The 25,324-nt window shown below is 43.3% G+C and carries 19 protein-coding genes and 1 other annotated feature; of the genes, 18 read left to right on the top strand and 1 reads right to left on the bottom strand.

Translation table 11 applies throughout. The features are described 5' to 3' along the window. The first annotated feature begins 14 nt into the window (after positions 1-14). The 8 genes from EDD59_RS03275 to EDD59_RS03240 all read left to right on the top strand — a co-directional run bounded on the left by EDD59_RS03275 (position 15) and on the right by EDD59_RS03240 (position 10,451). Complete coding sequence (locus tag EDD59_RS03275) at positions 15-1,025, top strand: aldo/keto reductase (protein WP_132378879.1); 1,011 nt, start codon at positions 15-17, stop codon at positions 1,023-1,025. A gap of 155 nt (positions 1,026-1,180) precedes the next feature. Then, positions 1,181-2,785: a helix-turn-helix domain-containing protein gene (locus EDD59_RS03270; RefSeq protein ID WP_132378877.1), complete on the top strand. Its 1,605-nt coding sequence runs from the start codon at positions 1,181-1,183 to the stop codon at positions 2,783-2,785. A 3-nt stretch (positions 2,786-2,788) separates the two neighbouring features. Then, complete coding sequence (locus EDD59_RS03265; RefSeq protein WP_132378875.1) at positions 2,789-4,594, top strand: sensor histidine kinase; 1,806 nt, start codon at positions 2,789-2,791, stop codon at positions 4,592-4,594. Continuing rightward, the gene (locus tag EDD59_RS03260; protein WP_243117335.1) at positions 4,587-5,573 is read left to right on the top strand and encodes a substrate-binding domain-containing protein; all 987 of its coding nucleotides are present in this window, start codon (positions 4,587-4,589) and stop codon (positions 5,571-5,573) included. The genes EDD59_RS03265 and EDD59_RS03260 overlap by 8 nt, the downstream gene beginning before the upstream one ends. A gap of 126 nt (positions 5,574-5,699) precedes the next feature. Continuing rightward, the gene (locus EDD59_RS03255; protein ID WP_132378871.1) at positions 5,700-6,686 is read left to right on the top strand and encodes an ABC transporter permease; all 987 of its coding nucleotides are present in this window, start codon (positions 5,700-5,702) and stop codon (positions 6,684-6,686) included. A gap of 36 nt (positions 6,687-6,722) precedes the next feature. Continuing rightward, a complete protein-coding gene (locus EDD59_RS03250; protein ID WP_132378869.1) occupies positions 6,723-8,216 on the top strand; it encodes a sugar ABC transporter ATP-binding protein in 1,494 nt (497 codons plus the stop codon). 14 nt (positions 8,217-8,230) lie between these two features. After that, positions 8,231-9,235 carry an ABC transporter permease gene (locus tag EDD59_RS03245; RefSeq protein ID WP_132378867.1) on the top strand — a complete coding sequence of 335 codons (1,005 nt, stop codon included), beginning with the start codon at positions 8,231-8,233 and terminating at the stop codon, positions 9,233-9,235. A gap of 97 nt (positions 9,236-9,332) precedes the next feature. Continuing rightward, positions 9,333-10,451 (top strand): substrate-binding domain-containing protein, encoded by a 1,119-nt coding sequence (locus EDD59_RS03240; protein WP_132378865.1) that lies wholly within the window; start codon positions 9,333-9,335, stop codon positions 10,449-10,451. Positions 10,452-10,529: 78 nt separating this feature from the next. Here the strand turns inward: EDD59_RS03240 and EDD59_RS03235 are convergent, their stop codons facing one another. Then, a complete protein-coding gene (locus EDD59_RS03235; RefSeq protein WP_132378863.1) occupies positions 10,530-11,378 on the bottom strand; it encodes an AraC family transcriptional regulator in 849 nt (282 codons plus the stop codon). 96 nt (positions 11,379-11,474) lie between these two features. On the opposite strand from EDD59_RS03235, the gene EDD59_RS03230 reads away from it, so the two are divergent. From EDD59_RS03230 to EDD59_RS03190, 10 genes are all read left to right on the top strand, one after another. After that, a complete protein-coding gene (locus tag EDD59_RS03230) occupies positions 11,475-12,974 on the top strand; it encodes a rhamnulokinase (protein ID WP_207670367.1) in 1,500 nt (499 codons plus the stop codon). 14 nt (positions 12,975-12,988) lie between these two features. Then, the gene (locus EDD59_RS03225) at positions 12,989-14,791 is read left to right on the top strand and encodes an L-fucose isomerase (RefSeq protein WP_132378859.1); all 1,803 of its coding nucleotides are present in this window, start codon (positions 12,989-12,991) and stop codon (positions 14,789-14,791) included. Between the two features lie 13 nt (positions 14,792-14,804). Then, the gene (locus tag EDD59_RS03220; RefSeq protein WP_132378857.1) at positions 14,805-15,245 is read left to right on the top strand and encodes an RbsD/FucU family protein; all 441 of its coding nucleotides are present in this window, start codon (positions 14,805-14,807) and stop codon (positions 15,243-15,245) included. Between the two features lie 358 nt (positions 15,246-15,603). Beyond that, positions 15,604-16,395 carry a glucosaminidase domain-containing protein gene (locus tag EDD59_RS03215; RefSeq protein ID WP_132378855.1) on the top strand — a complete coding sequence of 264 codons (792 nt, stop codon included), beginning with the start codon at positions 15,604-15,606 and terminating at the stop codon, positions 16,393-16,395. 64 nt (positions 16,396-16,459) lie between these two features. Then, positions 16,460-16,816 carry a hypothetical protein gene (locus EDD59_RS03210; RefSeq protein ID WP_132378853.1) on the top strand — a complete coding sequence of 119 codons (357 nt, stop codon included), beginning with the start codon at positions 16,460-16,462 and terminating at the stop codon, positions 16,814-16,816. 137 nt (positions 16,817-16,953) lie between these two features. Then, positions 16,954-17,281, top strand: a binding site (T-box leader). Between the two features lie 73 nt (positions 17,282-17,354). Beyond that, on the top strand, positions 17,355-20,006 hold the full coding sequence (locus EDD59_RS03205; RefSeq protein ID WP_132378851.1) for a valine--tRNA ligase: 2,652 nt from the start codon (positions 17,355-17,357) through the stop codon (positions 20,004-20,006). Between the two features lie 12 nt (positions 20,007-20,018). Further along, positions 20,019-22,238 carry an LTA synthase family protein gene (locus tag EDD59_RS03200; protein ID WP_132378849.1) on the top strand — a complete coding sequence of 740 codons (2,220 nt, stop codon included), beginning with the start codon at positions 20,019-20,021 and terminating at the stop codon, positions 22,236-22,238. Then, on the top strand, positions 22,235-23,545 hold the full coding sequence (locus EDD59_RS03195) for a bifunctional folylpolyglutamate synthase/dihydrofolate synthase (RefSeq protein ID WP_132378848.1): 1,311 nt from the start codon (positions 22,235-22,237) through the stop codon (positions 23,543-23,545). Before EDD59_RS03200 ends, EDD59_RS03195 begins: the two co-directional genes overlap by 4 nt. A gap of 72 nt (positions 23,546-23,617) precedes the next feature. Then, entirely contained in the window at positions 23,618-23,752 is a 135-nt protein-coding gene (locus EDD59_RS18270) for a hypothetical protein (protein WP_279233324.1), read from the top strand. Positions 23,753-23,774: 22 nt separating this feature from the next. Further along, positions 23,775-25,208, top strand: a complete 1,434-nt coding sequence (locus EDD59_RS03190; RefSeq protein ID WP_132378846.1) for a tetratricopeptide repeat protein — start codon at positions 23,775-23,777, stop codon at positions 25,206-25,208. Positions 25,209-25,324 lie beyond the last annotated feature (116 nt).

Genomic DNA, 25,324 nt, shown 5'->3' with positions numbered 1-25,324 from the left:
GAGGAGATGAAACAATGGGAGAATTTATTAACCTGGCAGATGTGCCTAAAGTAAAGATATATACAGGGGAAGAAATCCCCGGTGTGGGAATGGGAACCTTCGGTTCAGACAGGTTTGGCTCCGAAGAAGTATCGAATGCGGTGGCAGGAGCAATCCGCTGCGGATATCAAATGTTTGATTGTGCCGCATGCTATGGCAATGAAAAAGAGATAGGAGAGGTATTCAAAACTGCTTTTGACGAAGGGGTTGTGGAGAGAAAAGACCTTTATATTACAACAAAAGTATGGAATGATATGCATGAAAGAGTTGAAGAGTCCTGCAGAAAGAGTATTGCCGATCTGCAGTGTGATTACATCGACTTATTTTTCATCCACTGGCCCTTTCCGAATTACCATGCACCGGGATGTGACGGAGACGCGCGCAACCCGGAATCTAAGCCTTTCAGCGTGGAAGAGTTTATGAATACCTACAGACAGTGTGAAGATTTGGTAAAGAAAGGCTTGATCCGCCATATTGGAATTTCCAACATGACAATCCCTAAAATGGAAGCTGTGCTGCCGCTTATGGAAATTATGCCTGTGGCATGCGAACTTGAGATGCATGTAAGCTTTCAGCAACAGGAGTTGTTTGACTATCTGAAAGCCCATAATATTGCTCCAATCGGGTACATGCCCTTGGGTTCACCTCAGAGACCGGAAAGAGATATATTCCCGGATGACGTGGCGGACTTGGAAATGCCCGAAATGAAGAAGATTGCAAAAGCACACGGTGTACATCCAGCCTTGATTGCATTGAAATGGGCACAGCAGAGAGGACAGATTCCGATTCCCTTTTCTGTAAAGGAAAGAAATTATGTGAGCAACTTAAAGTGTCTCACAGAGGATCCACTTACAGAGGAAGAGATGGCCGAGATAGCAACTCTGGAAAAAAATAACAGACTGGTAAAAGGACAAGTATTCCTATGGGAAGGCGCCAAAGACTGGCACGACCTGTGGGATGAAGACGGAGTGATTGTAACGCTGTAGTAAGTTTTAAAAGGGTCAGACCCCATCTTAAAAGGGTCAGACCCTTTTGTGCAATATGAGTAACAGTTTCACAAATGTCTTTTACAATTCTCTATCTTGATGTATAATATCCGCAGATATGTTAATCGAAAGAAGGACACAAGGAGGCACTAATAGTGTATAAAGTTTTACTGGTGGATGATGAAATTTTAGTCCGTGAGGCAATCAGCGCGAAAATTCAGTGGCAGCAGCTTGGTTTTGAGCTGGCGGGAGATTGTGAGAATGGGAAAGATGCAATTGAATTTTTGGAGGAGACACCGGTTGATGTAGTATTGACGGATATCTGTATGCCATATGTTGATGGAATGGCTTTAAGTAAATATATTTATGAAAATATGCCCCAGACAACAACTATTATTTTTAGCGGATATGGCGACTTTGACTATGCCAAACAGGCAATACAATATAAAGTGGCTGAATATATTTTGAAACCTGTGACGGCAAAGGAACTGTCCGAGGTGCTGAGTCGGATTAAGGGAAAACTCGACGGTGAGCGCAGGCAGGAGGAGAAGCTGGATGAACTTACGAAGGTGTACCACAATTACACGAAAAATGAGGCTCTGATTGTTTCCAGAATCCTTTCCCGTCTGGTTATGGGAACCCAGGCGGTGGAAACCAGCCTTCAGGAGCTGGAAGAGTTTGGAGTATCCGTGGTGGGGCTTGTTTATCGGGTGGTAACCATAGACATTGACGTATATTCCGGCCTTTATGAGATTGATGATGAGTTGAAGAAGGAGAGTGCGTTGATGTCCTTCGTTGTGGAGAACATCAGCAGTGAAATTGTAGATAACCACAAAGCAGGACTGGCATATCGTGACTCGGACAATCGTGTCTGCATTTTATTTTTTACAAATAAGCCAAAAGAATTTGCAACGGAGGTAAGCTCCATATGCAGGGAGATTAAAGATACGGTCTATCAGGCTATGAAACTGAGCGTATCTATGGGAATCGGGATTTCTGTGAATAAATTGGAGAACCTTTCCAAATCCTATGATTCTGCTGCGAAAATTTTAAAATATAGGTATACTAAAGGAAGCGGGGTTATCTTTGACTGTGAGAAGCTCCGGCCGGTGGAAAATCCTATGGAACTGGAAAGAAATCTTAAGGATATAGCTTCTGCTGTAAGAGGGAGAGACAAAGAACTTTTAGAAGATATCCTGAATCATATTGAAGAACGGATAAAAGCAGGGTATGTAACACGGAACAGAACGGTGGCATATCTGCAGCAGGTACTTCGTATTTTGCATGAAATAGTGTATGAAACGAATGAGAACTTCAAACTGCAGGATTCGGATGTTTCCGGTATCACAGAAGCCAGGAGCCTAACGGAAGCCATGAAGCTGATCAGGAACTATGCAAAGGCCGGGATGGAGGCAGTATCTGAGGCAGGCTATTCCAGCGGCGAACTGCAGGCAATTATGGCTATGGACTATATCAAAGAAAATTACAATAATCCAGATTTGAGCCTGAATCAGATTTGTAGTTATCTGAGTATTAGTACAAGCCGCTTCAGCAGTATATTTAAGGAGGCAACAGGAAAAACTTTTATGGAGGTTCTGACGAATGTCCGTATGGAGAGAGCCAAACAGCTGCTCCGTCAGACAAGCCTTAAGAATTATGAGATTGCGGAGAGGGTTGGTTTCAGTGATCCTCATTATTTTAGCATTGCATTTAAAAAGATGACTGGAAAAACACCGAAAGAGTATGCCAGGGAGATTTAAGGCATGAAGGATAAAAAAGGATACAGAACTATATTTGGCAGATTTAAAAGTATTCAGAGTACAATCATGGTTTCGTTTTCGGTTCTGATGGTGATTGCAATGTTGATATTCCTATTTATTGCACTGCATTTTACAAAAAACACCATTTATGAGAACTCAGTGAATTATTCCTCCCAGATTATCGAACAAGTGAATTATGACATTGATTCTTATATGGAGTATCTGATAAATATCTCATCTATTGTCTCCAAGAGCAGTGATGTCTCTCAATATTTGTATAATGAAGATCAGACGGAAGAAGAGACAGGAGAGGAGCGGGAACGTATACTGTCTCAGTTTGTCACAATACGTGACAGCCGCAATGACATCTACAATATAGCGGCGGTGGCGAACAATGGACGCAGCGTGCTGAATGACGGGAGTGATCATTTCACAGAATATATTAATATCAAGGATGAAAGCTGGTATAGGGCGGCCTTGTCTTCTTCCCGAGGAATTGCAATTTCTTCTTCCCATGTCCAGAATGCTATACAGGAAAGTTATAAGTGGGTAATTACGCTGAGCAGGGCATTGGTTAACTATAGGACAGGGAAAAATGATGGAGTATTTTTCGTAGATTTGAATTACAGCGCTATCAGTGAACTATGCAATAATAATAGTCTGGGGGATAAAGGATATATCTTCATTTTGGATGAGAACGGAAATATTGTCTATCATCCGAAACAGCAGCTGATGTATGGGGGACTCATGACAGAGAACATTGACCAGATTATGTCAAGCAAATCTAACCATTTTCTCACAAAAACCGGAGATAAGCTTTATACAATTTCTAAATCTGATATAACAGGGTGGACGGTGGTCGGGGCTATTTATACCTCGGAACTGATGAAAAATAACAAACAGGCACAGATGCTGTATTTTTTGGTCGCAGCAGTACTTTTGCTGGGAGTTACCGTGGTTTCCAGCATCATATCCAGGGAAATTACCAAACCGATACGGCAGCTTCGTGATTCCATGAGCCTGGTGGAAAAAGGAAGATTTGATAAAGCAAATGTGGATGTTACGGCGGAAAATGAAGTCGGCAGCTTAAGCAAGTCCTTTAATGTTATGACAGAGCGTATTCATACACTGATGGAGCAGAATGTGTATGAGCAAAAGCAAAAAAGAAAGAGTGAACTCAAAGCGCTGCAGGCCCAGATAAATCCACATTTTCTTTATAATACGCTGGATTCTATTATCTGGATGTCTGAGGCCGGGAAAAGTGAGGAAGTGGTTCTTATGACCTCAGCCCTTGCAAGGCTTCTGCGCCAGAGTATCAGCAACGCCAAAGAGGAGGTGTCCATCGGAGAAGAGATCGATTATGTGCGCAGTTATCTGACAATACAGAAAATGCGCTATAAAGACAAGCTGGAATATTCTATAGAAATGTCTCCGGAAATCAACCATGTCAGGATTATTAAGCTGGCACTGCAGCCTATAGTGGAAAATGCTATTTACCATGGCCTAAAATATAAGGAAACAAAGGGAAACATAAATATTGACGGCTATAAGCTTGGCAGAAAAGCATATATTACAATTTCGGATGACGGAGTGGGGATGGATGAAGAAACCTTAGCTCATATCTTTGACGAAAAGCAAAAAGAACATAAGGCAAATGGGGTAGGCGTGCCCAATGTACAAAAACGACTGCAGCTTTATTATGGGGAAGAGTACGGGATTTCCTATATAAGCAGGAAGGGGGCAGGAACAGTGGCAACGATTACAGTGCCGCTGGATGGTGGAACGAATGATGAAAAAAAGGATGAATAAAGAAATAAGAACCGGAGTGCTTATTTCAGGAATAGTTGCTGTAGTTTTCCTGACTGCATTAGTTCTGTTGAATCCACAAAACCAAGAGAAGAAAGTGTATAAAATAATTCTCATACCAAAAATCATCGACAGTACAAACGGATTTTGGTCCTCATTGACGGCGGGAGCCGAGCTTGGAGCGGAGGAATTCAATGTAGACCTGGAGGTCATGGGGGCAAATTCCGAGGAAGATGTGAAAGGGCAGATCCGGTATATCGAAGAAAGCATTCGAAAAAAGCCAGATGCCATCATAGTTGCACCCGGCAGCTATTCCGGGACCTCAGATGCCCTTCAGGATGTTGTGGATAGTGGCATTAAGCTTATATTGATTGATTCTATAATAGACAGGGATATTGCTGAAGCAACCGTTGCGACAGATAATTATCTGGCCGGGAGAGAACTGGGTGAATTTACAAAATCACTCCTAACAAAAGATGCGGAAATTGGGATCGTGGCACATGTCAAAGGTGCGTCTACGGCTATAGAGCGGGAGAAGGGAATGAGGGAAGGACTGGGGCAATATGAGGACCAGGTTGTGGATATTGTATTCAACGGCTCTTCCTATGATAAGGCATACGCCCTGACAGAAGATATGCTGAAAAAACATCCGAAGCTAAAGGTCATCATGGGGACAAATGAATACTCTGCGGTGGGGGCAGCCAGGGCAATAGGGGATTTAGGCCTGGCCGGTAAGGTTAAGGTTGTAGGCTTTGATAATTCCATTGAAGAGATCCAGATGCTGGAGGCAGGAGTGTTTCAGGGGATTATTATACAAAAGCCCTTTAATATGGGATATCTTGGCGTACAGCAGACAGTGAATATCCTGGAGGGGCAGCCTGTAGAGAAGAGCCTGGATTCCGGCTGTAAGATGATAACAAGGGAAAATATGTACGAGGAAGAAAACCAAAGGCTTCTCTATCCATTTACAGGACAGCAGTAAAAAATTTACTGCTGTAATTTTTTAACCTTTTTCAGTAAGATTTTCAATTTCAAAAAAAACGGAAGTAGTATATTATTGATATGCGTGAGAAAGGTGTTATACACTTTAGAATTGGAGGAATGGGAAGTGGAAAAGATTAAAAATAACGCACTGGTTAAAAAAGTTGGTTTTAACAGAGTTGTCCTATTCTGTGTACTCATACTGATGTACATAGTATTCGCTATTCTAAGCCCGACATTTCTTAGCTACAACAGAATCCTGAGTGCATTGAATTATGCTTACTTTTTAGGATTCCTTGCATTGGGAGTTACATTTGTTATTGCAACAGGAGGAATTGATTTTTCTATCGGGCCGGTTATGTTCTGTGCTGCTTTGATTAGTGGGTCCTTGCTTACAAAGTCAGGGGTTCCGCTTGCAGTATGTCTGATTATTTCAATTTTGGTCGGCACGGTATTTGGCGTTATAAACGGATATTTGGTTGCTTACTGGAACATGCCTTCTTTTATTACCTCTATGGCAAGTATGATGCTTGCAAAGGGCGTGGGCTCTGCATTCACAAAGACCCAGTCTGTAAGCTGGCCTCAGTCCAGCCAGGAAAACGGCGGATTCAGAGTGCTGGTCAAGGTCATGACGGGCAGTGGCACCCAGATCCCTACGGGTCTGATTTTCCTGTTGGTTGTCGCAGTAATCTGTGCAATTATTCTGAATAAAACAAAAATCGGAAGATATATCTTATGTCTGGGAAGCAATAAAGAAGCTGTCCGTCTTTCTGGTGTCAACGTGAAAAAGTGGGAGATGCTGGCATATGTTATCTGTGGAACTCTGGCAGGTGTTGCTTCTATCGTTTATGTAGGCGCCTATACAACTGTACAGCCGGGACTTGGGGATACATTCAACAATGATGCGATTGCCGGTTGTGTTATGGGAGGAACCTCAATGGCAGGAGGCGTTGCTTCAATCAGCGGTACAGTTATTGGGGTTATGATTATTGCTCTTCTGCAGGAAGGCATCCTTGCTATGGGATTCCAGAAAGACTGGCAGTACGTGATTACCGGACTGATTGTGCTTGCAGCAGTATATGCCGACGTCCGCAGCCGTAAGAGAAAGAACTAATCAGATTTGGAATATAAAGAATAGGAAGGTGAGAACGTGGGAGAAGTAATTTTAACAATGAATGGTATTGATAAGTCTTTCCCCGGAGTACATGCACTCGACCATGTGAATCTGGAAGTGAGAAAAGGTGAGGTCCATGCCCTGATGGGAGAGAACGGAGCCGGAAAGTCTACACTTATGAAAGTTTTAACAGGAATTTATACAAAAGATGAGGGAACCATAACCTATGAGGGAAAAGAGGTAGAATTTGCCAATCCGAGAGAGGCCCAGGCAGCAGGTATCGTGATTGTACATCAGGAACTGAACATGCTGAACCACCTTACGGTAGCGCAGAATATTTTTATCGGCCGGGAGATGATGTCAGGTAAGCTTATTAATGATAAAAAAATGAATGAAGAAGCAAAGAAGCTGTTCCATAAGCTGAACATTGATATTGATCCAACTGAGAAGATGGGTAAGCTGACGGTCGGCAAACAGCAGATGTGTGAAATTGCAAAGGCTATTTCACATGACGCAAAGGTTATAATTTTTGATGAGCCCTCTGCCGCTTTGACAGAGGCTGAGATTGATGAATTGTTCAAGATTATCCGCGACTTGAGAGAAAAGCAATTGGGTATTGTGTACATTTCTCATAGGATGGATGAAATTAAAGTAATTACAGACCGTGTAACCGTCATGAGGGACGGCGGTTATGTAGGAACTCTGATTACGGAGGACTCTACAAAAGACGATATCATCAATATGATGGTAGGACGTGTTATTTATGAGGAGCCAAAGACTAAGAGCAATGTTGCACCGGATGCGCCGGTCATTCTAAAAGTAGAGAATTTGAATGCAGGGAAGATGGTGCAGGATGTCAGTTTCGAGCTGCACAAGGGAGAAATCCTGGGCTTTTCAGGCCTGATGGGTGCAGGGCGCACTGAGACGGCAAGAGCGCTGTTTGGCGCGGATCCCAAGGAAAGCGGGGATATCTATGTCAATGGGAAAAAGGTTGACATTAAAAACCCGATGGATGCCGTTAAACACGGTATCGGATATCTGTCAGAAGACAGAAAACAGTTTGGTATAGTTGTGCAGAAGTCGGTTGCAGAGAATTCTACTATGGCTTCTCTGGACAATTATATGAATGGGATTTTCATAAACAAGAAAAAAGAAGCTGAGGTTGCTAAGAAGTATGTAGAGTCCCTAAGCACCAAGACGCCTTCTGTAGATCAGCTGGTTGTAAATCTCTCAGGTGGTAACCAGCAGAAAGTGGTTATCGCAAAATGGCTGGTAAGGGACTGTGATATTCTGATATTTGATGAACCTACCAGAGGGATTGATGTCGGAGCAAAGAGTGAGATTTATCACCTGATGAACGAACTGGTAGCGGAAGGAAAGTCAATTATTATGATTTCCTCTGAAATGTCAGAGATTCTTAGGATGAGTGACCGCATCGTAGTTATGTGTGAAGGCAAGAAGACCGGTGAGATGTCTATTTCAGAGGCAACTCAGGAAAACATTATGCATGCTGCGACACTGAGAAATTAGGAGGAGATGAGAAAATGGGAAAGAACGAGAAAAAGGGGAATGTGTTTACCAATAATCCATTGGTAAGAGCAATAGGAACCCAGAAAATAGTAGTAGTCCTGGTTATTATCCTGCTGGCTCTTCTCTTTAGTATTATGAGTCCGTCATTCCGCAAGTATGCCACAGTTGTCAGCATTTTTGACTATTCATATTATATCAGTTTTATGGCAATTGGTGTTACGTTTGCACTGATTACCGGAGGAGTAGACCTTTCCATAGGAACAGGCATGATTGCCAGCGGCCTGGTGGGAGGATATTTGATCACACATCAGGGAATGCCGGTTATAGTGGGTATGCTGGCATCTATAGTATTGGGACTTTTGTTTGGATTGTTTAATGCCCTGTTGATTGCAGTGTTGGATCTGCCCCCGTTTATCGGGACGCTGGGCACTATGATGGTGGCAAGGGGGCTTGGCTCCATTCTGACAGGCGGAATGAGTATCACATGGCCTGCTGCAAGCGTTCCCCAGGGCTGGTTTAGAAGCATCTTTAAATTAACCATAGGAAATGTAAAGTTTCCGCTGGGATTTATAATTGTAATTTTAGTTGTCATTATTATGTCTACATTCCTGAACAGGTCAAGACCGGGACGCTACATTATCGCTATAGGGAGCAACAAGGAAGCAACCAGACTCTCCGGTATCAATGTTGTGAAATGGCAGTCACTGGCATATATTATTTCCGGTCTCTTTACAGGGATTGCAGGTATTGCATACGCAGCTACTTTTCAGGCAGTTGCACCCGGTACAGGCGCAGGTCTTGAGCTGGATGCCATTGCGGGAGCAATCATCGGCGGAACCTCTATGACTGGCGGTTATGGTACGATTGCAGGAACTCTGCTCGGTGTATTCGTTATGTCACTTTTAAAGACCGGTCTGCCGTTCATAGGACTGCAGGCAAATTGGCAGCAGATCATCACAGGTCTTGTACTTATTATAGCAGTACTGATTGACGTATTAAAAAACAGTAAACGTGCTTAACGTGCGGGAAGCTTATGAATGTTTCGAACAACTTGATATTAAATTCGCCCAAAGCGGCGGTTTTAATAAAAATTCTAATTCCAAGGGAGGAAAAGAAATGAAGAAAAAAGTAATTAGCGCATTATTATGCGCTGCAATGATTGGAACCATGGTAATCGGCTGCGGCTCAAAGGGAGACAGCTCCGCATCCGATAAAGGAGGAGATGATTCCTCATCAAAGGCTAAAGAGGACCTAAGTATTGAAATTGTATCAAAAGGTTTCCAGCACCAGTATTGGCAGGCAGTTCTCAAGGGATCCACACAAAAAGCAGATGAACTGGGTGTTAAGATTAATTTTGTAGGGCCGAACTCGGAGTCTGATATTGCTGACCAGGTACAGATGCTCCAGAGTGCAATCAATGCACAGCCAGATGCGATCGCACTGGCAGCTCTTGATACAGAGGCTTGTATGGATGCAATTTCTCAGGCACAGTCATCCAATATTCCAATCGTTGGATTTGACTCCGGTGTTCCGGGAGCTCCGGAGGGTGCGATTGTAGCAAATGCTTCTACAGATAACTATAATGCAGGCGAACTAGCAGCAGAAGAAGGCTATAAGGCAGCTCTCAAGGATAGAATTGCAAAGGCATCAGGTCCAGTAAGAATCGGTGTTATGGCTCAGGATGCAACATCTGAATCTATTATCAACCGTGGACTTGGATTTATCGACAAGATTGCAGAACTGTGTGATGCTGACGGAAAGACAGTTTCTATTGAAGGAAATGATAAGTATGTTTCTGATGCTAAAGTAGAGAAAACAGATGGTGCCGATGTAATCATTGATGTAGCAGTACCTGCACAGGTGACGTCTGAACTTTCTTCTCTGGACTGCCAGACATTGCTCAACAAAAAGGATACCATTGCTATCTATGGCTCTAACCAGCACTCCGGCGAGGCTATGGTGACAGGCAATGAGAACCTGAATAAGTTTGGCTCAGGTGATGATCAGGTTATTGGTATTGCATTTGACTCCGGTGAAGTTATTAAGAATGCAGTTAAGACAGGTGAGTTTATCGGTGCTATCACACAGGCTCCTGTAAAGATGGGTGAGACAGTTGTTGACCTTTGTGTGAAAGCTGCCAAGGGTGAGGATGTATCAGATGTTGATACAGGCTGCCAGTGGTTTACAGCAGACAACATGGACGATGAGGAAATCGCACAGAACCTGTATGACTAAATCCAATACTAAAAAAGAGATGAGGGGAGCTTTTTAAGGCTCTCCTTTTCTTAATTAGAAAAACTATTTCTTTAAGCATTAGGATTTAAGATATTGTTTTGGAGTGATTCCTTTATATTTTTTAAAAGTCTTTATAAAATAGCTCAGATCATTGAAACCAGAATTATAGGCTACTTCGGTGATGGACTGGTCTGTTGTCAAAAGTTGGTAGCATGCACGCTCAATCCGATAGTAATTCAGATAATCCACAGGCGTGCGGTGGGTCATTTCTTGAAAGAAGCGGCAAAAATATTTGGGAGACATGTGAACACTGTCTGCCATCTCCTTTAGCGAAAGCTGCATGTGAAAAGAAGACTCTATAAATTCCAGTGCAGTTTTAAGCTGAACAATACGGCGGTGGTTCCTTGGAGGATTCTCAGGAACAGGGTTATAGTAGTTTTTAGAAAAAATCAATCCTGTTGTCTGATACAGGGCACCGAGGACAGCCAGCTGGTACCCTTTTTTTCTGGAGGAAACGGCATCAAATAAGGACCAGACAGCCTGGTGGATATCGTTATAGGTTTTTGGGTAGACATATATAGGCTCAACCTCATGGTCAATAATTTGGCGGATGAGTTTGCAGCAGGAATCATTTTTATTCATCAACATATTCATGTCGAAGACGACACACTCATAAGTGCAGTTATCAGGAGTCCCGGCATGAAGGGCACCGGCGGGAATAATGATAGAAGAATTCTCTTTGACATTAAATTCTTGTTCGTCTATGAACAAGTGAAACGAACCTTTTATAATACGGATGATTTCAAACTCCACATGCCAGTGAAGTGCCATAACATACTGTGGATGCGTAGGGGAAATATGATGATACTCTAATGGGAAGTCTGCTGTCCCACGCTGCCAGCTTTCCCGGTAATTGATGTATTGCATAAATCTCCTTTATGTGAATATTGTTATATTTTTTACCATTATAACACAAGTATCTTTGGGGGAACAATGATAGAATATAAGAAAATGTAAGAAACTATGCAGAAAGGAGGAAGACAAGTGAATAATACGAAGAAGCAGGTGCTTGCATTTGACTTTGGAGCTTCCAGTGGCCGTGCCATTTTAGGAACCCTGGAGGACGGTAAAATATGTATGGAAGAAGTATACCGCTTTTCCAATGATCCGGTTATCGTCTGTGGGGCCATGTACTGGGATACATTAAGGCAGTTCTTTGAGATAAAGCAGGGCATTGTCAAGGCGAAGCAGAAAGGCGGTTTTGAGAGTCTTGGAATTGATACCTGGGGTGTTGACTTTGGCCTTTTGGATGAACACGGGGTACTGCTGGAGAATGCAGTACACTATCGGGACGACAGAACAGTGGGAATGCAGGAAGAAGCATTTAAAAAGATTTCCAGGGATGAGCTTTATGATATGACGGGAAATCAGTTTGAAAACTTTAATACAGTATTCCAGCTTTATTCCCTGGTTCAGAAGAGACCCTGGCTTTTGGAGAGGGCGGACAAGCTGTTGCTGACGCCGGATTTGTTTAACTATTTTCTGACAGGTGAGCAGAAGGCTGAGTACACAATGGCCACCACTACACAACTCATGGATGCAAGGAATAAAGTCTGGTCTGATAGAGTTTTACAGGCGCTGGAGATTCCAGAGAGGATTTTCCCGGAGATTGTGCCAAGCGGTACTGTGGTGGGAACTTTAAGTGATGACATTTGTGCAGAGCTGGGTATACAGCCGGCGAAGGTAATTGCGGTTGCAAGTCATGACACACAGAGTGCTGTGGCAGCTGTACCTACCCGTGAGAAAGATTTCATATTTATAAGCTGCGGGACATGGAGCCTGTTCGGAACCGAATTGAAAGCTCCGATTATCGGGGAGAAATCCCTGGAGTGCAATGTAAGCAATGAGGGCGGCTATGGTGACACGACCACATTGCTGAAAAATATCAGTGGCTTATGGCTTGCTCAGGAGAGCAGAAGACAGTGGATCCGGGGGGGACAGGAATATTCTTTCGGGGAGCTGGAGAAGATGGCAATGAAGGCAGAACCGTTTCAGAGCTTTGTAGATCCTGATGCGCCGGAGTTTGTACCGGCTGGGAACATACCGGAGCGTATCCGTGAATTCTGCCGCAGGACAGGTCAGAAGGCTCCGGAGACAATCGGTGAAATTATGTGCTGTATCAATCAGAGCCTTGCACTGAAGTACAGGTATGCATTGGAGCAGATAGAAAGCTGTACGGGAAGGCATTATCCTATTATCCATATGATCGGCGGGGGCATTCAGAGCAGACTGTTGTGTCAGATGACCGCCGGTGCAGCGGGCCGCAAAGTCATGGCAGGGCCGGTTGAGGCTACAGCCCTTGGTAATATAGCTATACAGTTTATGTCCTTGGGAGAAATCAAGGATATGACCGAGGCAAGACAAATTATTGCAAATTCAGAAAAAACATATGAATACATTCCGCAGGATGAAGAAAAGTGGAATGCGGCATATGAAAGGTTTAAAACAATTATTCAAAAATAAGGAGGAAACAAACTATGGCAGAATCAAGACTTATCGGAAGTTATCCGGCGATTGGCATCAGACCTACTATTGACGGGAGAAGAGGGCCTCTTAAGGTACGTGAATCTCTGGAGGAGCAGACCATGAATATGGCAAAATCTGCTGCAAAATTATTTCGGGAGAATCTAAAGTATTCAAATGGTGAGCCTGTGAAGGTTGTAATTGCTGACACAACAATCGGGCGTGTGGGAGAAGCCGCTGCGTGTGCAGATAAATTCAGAAAAGAGGGTGTAGATATTACACTGTCTGTAACTCCCTGCTGGTGTTACGGTGCAGAGACAATGGATATGGATCCACAGACAATCAAGGGTGTATGGGGATTTAACGGAACTGAGAGACCTGGTGCTGTTTATCTCGCATCCGTACTGGCTTCATACTCACAGAAGGGTCTTCCGGCATTTGGCATCTATGGCCACGATGTGCAGGAAGCTGACGATACAGAAATCCCCTGTGATGTAAAGGAAAAATTATTAAGATTCGGCCGCGCCGCTGTTGCTGCAGCAACGATGAGAGGCAAATCTTATCTGCAGATTGGCTCTATCTGCATGGGAATAGGTGGATCTATTATTGATCCTGCGTTTATTGAAGAATACCTTGGTATGCGTGTAGAGTCTGTAGATGAGGTGGAAATCATCCGCCGTATGACGGAAGGTATCTATGATGAAGCAGAATATCAGAAGGCGCTTGCATGGACTAAGGAAAAATGCAAGGAAGGCTTTGATAAGAACCCTGAAAACCTGCAGAAATCCCGTGAAGCGAAAGATTCTGACTGGGAGTTCGTAGTAAAGATGATGTGCATCATCAAAGATTTGATGAATGGAAATAAAAATCTTCCGGAAGGCTCAGAGGAAGAGATGGTTGGACACAATGCACTTGCGGCCGGCTTCCAGGGACAGAGACAGTGGACAGACTTTTATCCAAACTGCGACTATGCAGAGGCTATGCTCAACACATCCTTTGACTGGAACGGGGCAAGAGAGCCATACATTTTGGCGACAGAAAATGATGTTCTGAATGGATTGGGAATGCTGTTTGGAAAACTGCTTACAAACTCTGCGTCTATTTTTGCAGATGTACGTACTTACTGGAGCCCGGAGGCCGTAAAGAAGGCAACAGGATACGAAGTAGAAGGCCACGCAAAAGAGTCCGGCGGATTTATTCATCTGATTAATTCAGGCGCAGCATGCCTGGATGCAAACGGACAGGCCCAAGATGCGGATGGAAATGGCTGTATGAAGCCATGGTATGATGTGACAGAGGCAGACCAGGAAGCAATTATGAATGCTACAACATGGAACTACGCAGACCTTGGATATTTCAGAGGCGGCGGCTATTCTTCCAGATTTGTAACAGAGGCTGAGATGCCTGTAACAATGATTCGTCTGAATCTTGTTAAGAATTTAGGGCCAATGCTTCAGATAGCAGAGGGCTGGACAGTGAAACTCCCGGAAGGTGTAACAGATACACTCTGGAAGAGAACAGACTATACATGGCCATGTACATGGTTTACACCAAGAACTACAGGCGAGGGAGCATTTGCAACCGCTTATGATGTTATGAACAACTGGGGGGCTAACCACGGTGCGATTATGTATGGCCATATCGGAGCTGATTTAATTACACTTTGCTCTATGTTAAGAATCCCGGTAGCTATGCATAATGTTCCTGAGGAGAAGATATTCAGACCTACAGCATGGAATGCATTTGGACAGGACAAAGAGGGACAGGACTTCAGAGCATGCCAGGCATACGGACCGCTGTACAAGACTATTCGATAAGCAGGAGGCAGACATGTTAAAAGGAATTCCACAGATTTTATCACCTGAATTATTAAAAGTGTTATGTGAGATGGGGCACAGTGACAGACTTGTTATTTCTGACGGGAATTTTCCGGCAGAGTCTATGGGCAAAGATGCAATTGTAATCCGATGTGACGGACACGGTGTACCTGAGATACTTGACGCAATCCTCAAAGTATTTCCGTTGGATACTTATGTTGAAAAACCCATGAATTTAATGGAAGTAATGCCGGGAGATAATGTAGAGACACCTATTTGGGACACTTATAAAGAGATTGTTTCTAAATATGATGAAAGAGGAGCAGAAGCTGTAGGGAATATTGAACGCTTTAAATTCTATGATGAATCCAAGACAGCTTATGCAATTATTGCCACAAGCGAAAAGGCACTTTATGCAAATATAATGCTGCAGAAGGGCGTAGTTACAGAATAAAAACAGTTACAGAGCAAAATTATAGGTTACAGTTCGGCTATGCGGATATTTGATTAAATATGCATGTCGAACTGTAACTTTTATTATATATAAGGGAACAACCATGCTGCTAAGTTCGAAAGGACCTCACTAAGCCAGCAGGTTGTACTTTGCGGCTAAGGCTTGAAAAGACCAAGCCTAAGCAGCATAAGCAGGGAACAACCATGCTGCTAAGTTCGAAAGGACCTCATTAAGCCAGCAGGTTGTACTTTGCGGCTAAGGCTTGAAAAGACCAAGCCTAAGCAGCATAAGCAAAGAGTCTTCTGCATATATTGTAAAGGATAAGTGTGATATAGAAATTTGGGACAAGGGTGCAAGTATGGGATTGAAAAAAAACAAGCTTAAGATCTGGCTTGAACTGGGGCTGGCAATTCTTTTAGTTACTGTTATCGGGATCGGCTCAAATAGCGGAGTATTTGACAGGAAAATTGAAAAAAAGAAGACGGAGCAAGCGTCCTCAAAAGAAGCTCTCAAAAAAGCAGAACAAGAAAATTCAGCGGCAAAGACAGGAAATGACAGCAAAACAGAGGAGGACAAAAGTAAAGAAGAACAGACTGAAGAAGTAATTGCCCAGGGACAGTATCCAATTATGGGGAAAAGCCCTGTGACAGTGGAGCAGTTGGTAACATATTTTAAATCCAGCGGTGAAACATATCCATCAAAGGAACTGCAGAAGGGTGGTGCGGGCAGCATTGAGACTTTTTGCCAGATGTACTATGATGAAGCCGTAGCAGAGGAGGTTCGTCCGGAGGTTGCTTTTGTGCAGACTATGAAGGAGACAGGATGGCTGCAGTATGGCGGAGATGCATCTATTGAGCAGTTTAATTTTGCAGGGCTTGGCACTACAGGGGGCGGTGTGGCGGGAGAATCCTTTGCGGATGTCAGGACAGGAATACGTGCCCAGATACAGCATCTGAAAGCTTATGCCACCGGAGATGCCCTAAATCAAGAATGCGTAGATGACCGGTATGAATATGTGACAAAAGGATGCGCTCCCTATGTGGAGTGGCTTGGACAGAGGGAAAATCCGGGGGGCTACGGCTGGGCTACGGCGGAACGCTACGGATATTCTATTGTAGATATGATCTCAAAGCTAAAGGCATCAAGATGACCAATGTAACATAATTTATGCCCGAGAACATATATTAATATAAAAGAAACAGATATGGTGAACTATGGTTACAGAACGTTATACAATCACATTTTTTGATCTTGACTGCGAGAGGTATACAGCAGATTTAATTGCTGCTTTGTGGGATGTAAGTGCAGAGAAGATATATGAGGAAAATAATATATATGTTTCAGGAGATATATACATCGGGTATTCTGCCAGACAAGTGAATGAAAAAGAGACTCCAATCAGTATAGCATTTTCAATTGTCAGTACCAGAAGCCCTGTTGAGGTGCAAAGCGAAGTGGATTTTTGGAATGCCTATCAGCTGGTCACACAAGGAATTAGAAGCAGATTAGGAAACCCCTGTATGTCTTTGTCAAAACAAGAGGTGGATTTCTTCTATTTCCAAAAACTTTGAATCTTAAGATTTATTAAAAACCTTGACAAATCAGCATCTGAAAGATATGATAGACCTTAATTCATACCTTATTGAACATTAGTAGTTCAATAAGTATATATAGTTAACATTTTCGTAACTATCCAGAAGGATAAAGTATAAAGGTGCTGAGGAAGAGGAGTACATAATTACTCTTGACAGAGAGAACTGCCCATTGGCTGGAAGGCAGTTTCAGAAGAGAATTGTGGAAGGTAGCTTCTGAACCGGAGGTCTGAACATAGCAGTAAGACATCCCGTAGTTGTCCGCGTTACAGGGCTAGTGTGCTGTCTCATTGACTTTCAGAAAATTGGGCAAGCTATTTTGCGAAGTGTTAATGCTGCAGTGCACTAAAAAGATGCCTGCTGGAAAAGGTAAGATTAAATTTGGCCTTTGAGAGTAAGCTGGGCATAAAATTAAGGTGGTACCGCGTAGATTACGCCCTTTACAACAAGTAAAGGGCGTTTTAAGTTTTTGAAAATGTGAAAATTTCGTGAAAGGACAGGGAATAAGGAGGAAACAATGGGAAAGGAACTGGCGAAAACTTATAATCCGAAGGAAATTGAGGGAAAATTGTATGAAAGATGGTGTGAAAACAAGTATTTTCATGCAGAGGTTGACAGAAGCAGAAAGCCATTTACAACTGTAATGCCTCCGCCAAATATTACGGGAAAACTGCACATGGGACATGCTCTGGACAATACACTGCAGGATATCCTGATCCGCTATAAAAGAATGGAGGGATACAATGCCCTGTGGATACCGGGGACAGATCACGCTGCAATTTCCACAGAGGTCAAGGTTACAAATCAATTAAAAGAAGAGGGGATTGACAAGAAGGAACTAGGACGTGAAGGCTTTCTGAAAAGAACATGGCAGTGGAAAGAAGAATACGCCGGGACCATTGAGAACCAATTGAAGAAGCTAGGTATTTCCTGCGACTGGGACAGAGAACGCTTTACAATGGATGAAGGCTGCTCTAGGGCGGTAGAGGAAGTATTTATCCGTCTGTATGAAAAAGGATACATCTATAAAGGCTCCAGAATTATTAACTGGTGCCCGGCTTGCAAATCGTCTCTTTCCGATGCGGAGGTGGAGCATGAAGAGCAGGACGGTTTTTTCTGGCATATCAAATATCCAATAGCAGGTACAGAGCGTTTCCTTGAGATTGCCACTACACGTCCGGAAACTATGCTGGGAGATACTGCAATAGCAGTACACCCGGATGATGAGCGATATAAGGACATTGTGGGTAAGAATGCAATATTGCCGCTGGTAAACCGGGAAATTCCTATTGTAGCTGATTATTATGTTGACAAAGAGTTTGGCACAGGTGCTGTAAAGATTACTCCTGCTCATGACCCCAATGATTTTGAAGTGGGAAAGCGTCATAACCTGGAGGAAGTCAATATTATGAATGATGATGCCACCATAAATGAGAAGGGCGGCAAATATGCGGGCCTGGAGCGTTATGAGGCGAGAAAAGCAATTGTAGAGGATTTGAAAAGTCAGGGTTATCTTGTAAAGATAGAGCCTCACTCTCACAGTGTGGGCACTCATGACAGGTGTTCGACAGTCGTAGAACCGCTGATTAAACAGCAGTGGTTTGTGAAGATGGAAGAATTGGCAAAGCCTGCAATCAACGCATTGAAGACCGGCGAATTGAAGTTTGTGCCGGAACGCTTTGGTAAGAATTATTTGCATTGGCTGGAAAACATTAAAGACTGGTGTATTTCCAGACAAATTTGGTGGGGACACAGAATTCCTGCATATTATTGTGATGAGTGCGGAGAATTTGTAGTGGCGAAAGAGGTACCTTCAGTATGCCCACATTGTGGGGGGACTCACTTTACTCAGGATGAAGATACCTTGGACACATGGTTCAGCTCAGCACTGTGGCCCTTCTCTACACTGGGGTGGCCGGAACAAACAGATGACTTAGACTATTTCTATCCTACAGATGTGCTGGTAACTGGATATGATATTATTATTTTCTGGGTCATCCGGATGGTGTTCTCGGGATATGAGCATACTGGAAAAGCACCCTTTAATACGGTATTAATTCATGGTCTTGTGAGAGATTCACAAGGGCGTAAGATGAGTAAGTCTCTTGGAAATGGAATCGATCCGTTAGATATCATCAACCAGTATGGTGCGGATGCACTTCGTCTCACACTGGTGACAGGAAATGCTCCCGGAAACGACATGCGTTTTTATCCGGAAAGGGTAGAGGCAAGCAGGAACTTTGCAAATAAGGTATGGAATGCGTCACGCTTTATCCTCATGAACATTGAAAATGAGGAACTGACACAGCCCGGCATTTCTGAACTGGCGGAAACTGATAAGTGGATTCTATCTAAAGTGAATACTCTGGCAAAAGATGTGACGGAGAATATGGATAAATTTGAGCTGGGTATCGCAGTACAAAAAGTGTACGATTTTATCTGGGACGAATTCTGTGATTGGTATATAGAAATTGCAAAGTATCGTATTTACCATAAAGATGAAGACTCAAAGGCGGCTAACTGTGCTCTGTGGACGCTGAAAACTGTCCTGGGGCAGGCACTGAAAATGCTCCATCCATTTATGCCATTTGTAACAGAGGAAATCTACAATGTCCTTGTTCCGGAAGAGGAGTCACTGATGATTTCTAAGTGGCCGGTATACAAAGAAGAATGGAGCTTTGCCGTATCGGAAAATATTGTAGAGCACATGAAAGAAGTAATCCGAGGTATCCGCAACATCCGCTCCGAGATGAATGTTGCAAACAGCCGTAAAACCAAAGTGTTTATTGTAAGTGAAGATGAAACACTTGTAGCTGGTTTTAAAGTTTTGTCTGCTTCTGTGAAGCCTCTTATGGGTGCAACGGAGATATTTATTGGCACAAGAAAAGAGGGAGTCTCAGAGGATGCAGTTTCCATTGTTGTGCCGGATGCAGTTATTTATCTTCCCATGGAGGAGCTGGTTGATTTCGAACAGGAACTAAAGCGTCTGACAAAGGAAGAAGAAAAGCTGAAAAAGGAAATTGCAAGAGCAGAAGGTATGCTGGCAAATGAAAGATTCATCAGCAAAGCCCCAGAGACAAAGATACAGGAAGAAAGAGAAAAACTGGAAAAATATACACAAATGTTAGAGCAGGTGCAGGAGAGAATGGCAGGCTTGAGGAAATCATAGGAGTGGTTATACATGAAACACATTCAAATCAGAAAACCTGATATAAAAGGCTTTTTCCGTAAAATAAAAAATCTTAACAAAGAGGATATAAAAGCGTACAGAGCAGCAAGGAAGGAGCGGAAACGGCATGCACTTGAGCAGCGCCGCAACAGTGCTTTTGCCAACAAAATGAAACCTGTATACAGCTTCATGAACAAGACAGCACTTATTTTCCATTATCTGCTTGCAGCTGTGTTGAACTTTTTAATAGAAGTGATATCAAGACATTCTCTGTTTGCGGCATGGGATTATATGGTGGGAACGCCGAAAGTGTTTTTATTTAATACATTTTTGATATTTGCAACCTTTTCCATTGTATTTCTGGTCCGCCGGAGGGTGTTTGCCAGAATTTTGCTGAGTGTATTCTGGTTGTTTATCGGCATATGTAACGGTTATTTGCTTCTAAAAAGGGTCACACCCTTCAATGCCCAGGACCTGAAGGTACTTTCAGATGCCTTGGAACTGACGGGTAATTATTTTAGTCCTTTTGAACTCATTTTATTGGCTATAGGAGTGGCGGCAGTGGTGCTTTGGGTTTTTTCCATGTGGCGCAGAGGGGGACAGTATACAGGAAAAATGCATCGCATTATTTCTTTACTCGGGGTAGTATTCTGGATTGGTGCGTATGTTGTACTTACGAATGTGGCAATCGATAATCGTGTGGTTTCCAATTATTTTGGAAATATCGCTTTTGCCTATGAAGATTATGGTTTTCCCTACTGCTTTACAGCCAGTATTTTTGACACCGGTATATCAGAACCTGCAGGCTACAGCAAAGATACCATGCGGAAAATCAGCAATAACGGTGATATTACAAAGAGTGAGACGGAGATGTCCGAAGATGAGCTCCCGAATATCATTTTTGTACAGCTGGAATCTTACTTTGACCCTACAGAAGTAGAATGGCTGCACTTTTCAGAAGATCCGACTCCAAACTTAAGGAAGATGTGTCAGGAATTTTCCAGCGGATACTTTAAAGTTCCGTCTGTAGGTGCCGGAACTGCAAATACTGAGTTTGAAGTGCTGACGGGGATGAACATGCGTTACTTCGGACCGGGGGAATACCCATATAAGACCTACGTAAAGACTAACACAATGGAAAGTGCCGCCACGGCGCTGGAAAGCCTTGGCTACGGTGCGGAGGCAATTCATAATAACGGGGGTAACTTCTACAGCCGGGCCCAAGTTTTTAATCATATGGGATTTGACCATTTTACAAGTAAGGAGTTCATGAATATCCTACAGACTACACCGAAGGGCTGGGCAACGGATGACATTCTGATTCCAAATATTCTGGAATCTATGGATACTACCACACAGCAGGACTTTGTGTTTACCGTCAGTGTGCAGGGGCATGGGGACTATCCTACAGAGAAGATGATTGAAAACCCGGAGATTGTGGTGAGCGGTGTGGAAGATGAGGGAAAGCGCAATTCATGGGAATACTATGTCAATGAAGTTCACGAGATGGATAAATTTGCAGGGAATCTTATTAAGGAAATTCAGAAGCGGGGTGAGCCCACGGTTGTTGTATTTTATGGGGATCATCTGCCCACTATGGGGCTGGAAGCCAAGGATATGAAGAGCCGATACCTTTATAATACCAACTATGTAATCTGGGACAATATCGGACTCAAACAAGAAGACAGAAATGTTCCCTCTTATCAGATTATGGCAGATGTATTTGAAAGGCTGGATATCCATTCTGGTACTGTATTTAATTATCATCAGCAGAGGAGGCAGACGAAGAACTATTTATCGGACCTGGAACTTCTGCAGTACGATATTTTGTACGGGAAGCAGTATGTCTATGAGGGCAGCGGGAAACCAATCACTGAGGGACACATGGTAATGGGCGTCAAGGACACATCCATTACAGATCTGGTATCCCAGATGGACGGAACTTACAGTGTTTACGGCGAAAATTTTACAAAGCAGAGTAAAATATATATAAACGGGGAGAAACAAACCAGTACTTTTTTGAATAATACAAGGATTGACCTGAAAGAGTCAAAGTTGGAAAACGGAGATATTATACAGGTAGACCAGGTTGGCTCCAATAACACAGTTTTCCGCGCATCTGGGGAATATGAGTATCAGGATGGGAAGCTGACAGAAGTTCCCCTCACGGGCGATGAAGAAGAACCCGGGAGGAATGCATTTGTAGATGCGGACACGGGGGATGCAAAGTGACATACGAAGAAGCAACGAGATACATTCTGAACATCCCGAAGTTTACAAAAAAAAATAAACCGGAACATATCAGCAGGTTTTTGGAATATCTCGGAAATCCACAGAAAGAGCGCAAGATTCTCCATGTAGCAGGGACCAATGGCAAAGGGTCTGTGTGTGTCTATTTAAGTACTATGTTGTTGGCTCAGAAAAAGACGGTGGGATTATTTGTTTCGCCCCATCTGATAAAAATGAATGAGAGAATTGTTATAAACGGAAAACAGGTTTCGGATGAGACGTTTCTCCAATTGTTCGAATATGTACTTGATATAACTGAAAAAATGCAGGAAGCAGGACTTCCTCATCCCACCTTTTTTGAGTTCCTGTTTGGAATGGCAATGACGGCATTTGCAAGGACAGGTGTGGAGTATATTGTGCTGGAGACCGGGCTTGGAGGGCGCCTGGATGCCACTAATTCCATTGAAAAACCTCTGGCGACAGCGATTACTTCCATAGGCCTGGATCACACGGAAATACTAGGAGATACTGTAGAAAAGATTGCGTTTGAAAAGGCGGGAATCATAAAGCCGGGTGTACCGGTTTTCTACTCTGACACCTGCGAAAAAAGTAACCGGGTAATTGAAAATGAGGCAGATATGCGGGGAGCGCCATGTAAAAAAATAGGGAAAGACGCGTACGAAATTCTGGGAATCAGGGATAAACATATTGCATTTTCCTGCGCAAATGCGTATTATGGAAATACAGCATGGACATTAAACAATATAGGGACTTATCAGCCGGGCAATGCGATGCTGGCCATGGAGATTATGCGTTTTATCTTTGGCAGTGACGGTAAGACAGATGCCTGGAGAGAAGTGCTTAGCCAGGTAAAGTGGGCAGGACGTATGGAAGAAATTCTTCCGGGTGTCTATGTGGATGGTGCACATAATGTCAGCGCAGTGGAAAATTTCGTCAGGAGTGTGCAGATGCAGAAGAAGGAAAATATTGTATTGTTTTCTGTAGTACGCGATAAAAATTATGAAGAAATGATTGCCTGTCTGTGCAAGGAATTAAAGACGGATTTTTATGTGCTTACCCGGATTGAGAATGAGCGCGGAGCGTCTATGGACGAACTGCAGAACATTTTCAACAGACATACAGATAAGCCTGTTATTATAAAGGAGTCTGCCAGGGAAGCACTTCAATATGTACTAGAACGTCAGAGGGACAGGGAAATATACTGCCTGGGCTCCCTCTACCTGGCGGGAGAGTTGGAACTGATAATTAGCGAAACAACCATGCTGCTAAGTTCGAAAGGACCTCACTAAGCCAGCAGGTTGTACTTTGCGGCTAAGGCTTGAAAAGACCAAGCCTAAGCAGCATAAGCAGGAGATATGAATATGTTGGATTACGAAGAGGAACTTAAGAAGTTCAAACCAAGTCTGGAAGTAGAAGACATTGAGAATGCAGTGTATCAGGAAGATTTGTCGGATATGACTGACCTCCTGAGAGAAGTTATGGATCAGACGAAATAAGGAAAGACAATGGTGACCATAGATGGACTATGCGAAGAAAATCTTATATCAGTCTAATCACTGGTATAATGATGGCCTGAGGAAAGCACAGATAAAGGATATGTCCGGTGCAATTGTTTCCCTTAGGCGGAGTTTACAATATAATAGAGAAAATATTGCCGCCAGAAATCTTTTGGGCCTTGTTTATTATGGGCGGGGGGAGGTTACAGAAGGTCTGGTCGAATGGATTATCAGCAAGAACTTAAGGCCAAGAGATAATATAGCTGACTACTTTATAAATAAAGTCCAGAAATCAGCCGTTGAACTGGAGACCATTAATCAGGCTGTAAAAAGATATAATCAGTGTCTTGTGTATTGCAGCCAGAACGGAGAAGATCTGGCGATTATTCAGCTGAAGAAGGTTGTGGCAGCCCACCCTTCATTTTTAAAGGCATATCAGCTGCTTGCATTGCTTTACCTGCATACGGAACAATATGCCAAGGCAAGACAGGTACTGCGGATTGCCAGAAAAATGGATACAACCAACGATATGACTCTTCGTTATATGCATGAGATGGCAAATCTCCGAGGGAAAAAGGCAAATGCTGAAAGACCCGGGAAGGAAGAGGCAGTGGAATACAGCCTGGGAAACGAGACGATTATTCAGCCCAGGAACGGGGGAATTAAGGCACTGACTGCGAAATTTACTGTGATGAATATTATAGTAGGTGCTGTAATCGGAGCTGCAATTGTATGGTTTCTTATAGCACCGGCGGTGAGTAGGTCAAAGGCGGACAGTGTGAATAAGCAGGTTGTTGAGTACAGTGAGCGTATTAATGCGTTGGAAGCACAGGTCAGTGCCCAGACAAGGACGCTGGATCAGTACCGTCAGAATGACGCAGACGCAGCAGCCAATGCTAAGAATGCGGCGAGTACATCTGAAAGTTATGAAAATTTGATGGCAGTATCCAGTCAGTACAATTCAGGAAGCTACACCTATGATGTAATGGCGGATGCGCTTTTGAATGTAAATAGAGATGCTCTGGGAGAAGGCGGACAACAAATGTATGATGAACTTTCCGCAAGTATTTTCCCTTCTGCGTGTGATATCCTATATTCTGGGGGAGTGGAATCTTTAAATGTTGCAAATTACGATACCGCCATATCTTCTCTGGGAAAGGTTGTAAAGATGGATGAAAATTATGACGACGGAGGAGCGCTGCTGAATCTGGGACTCGCATATCAGCGAAATGGGGATAATGACAATGCTTTAACTTATCTGAAACGTGTTGTTGAATTATTTCCGGATACAGAGAATGCACAGGAAGCACAGAATGCTTTAAATACAATTTCACAGGGCACAGATACGCAGACAGACAATACGTCAGAGGACGACGGCACAGCCACGGAAGATGACGGCACAGCTGCAGCAGGTGATGGCACAGCTGCAGCAGATGAAAGTACAGACGGTCAGTAGAAGACTTCTGCTGATATACGCAAGATGAGGATATGTAAGAGTTTACATATCCTTTTCTGATATTAAAAAGAGTACGGAAAGAACAGGACAGACGGACGGGGAGCGTTTCACATGTC

Origin of the sequence: Muricomes intestini, from assembly GCF_004346165.1 — a bacterium.
Lineage (GTDB): Bacteria > Bacillota > Clostridia > Lachnospirales > Lachnospiraceae > Muricomes > Muricomes intestini.
The sequence above is the reverse complement of the archived record's forward strand: the minus strand, read 5'-3'. Positions and strand labels throughout refer to the sequence as shown.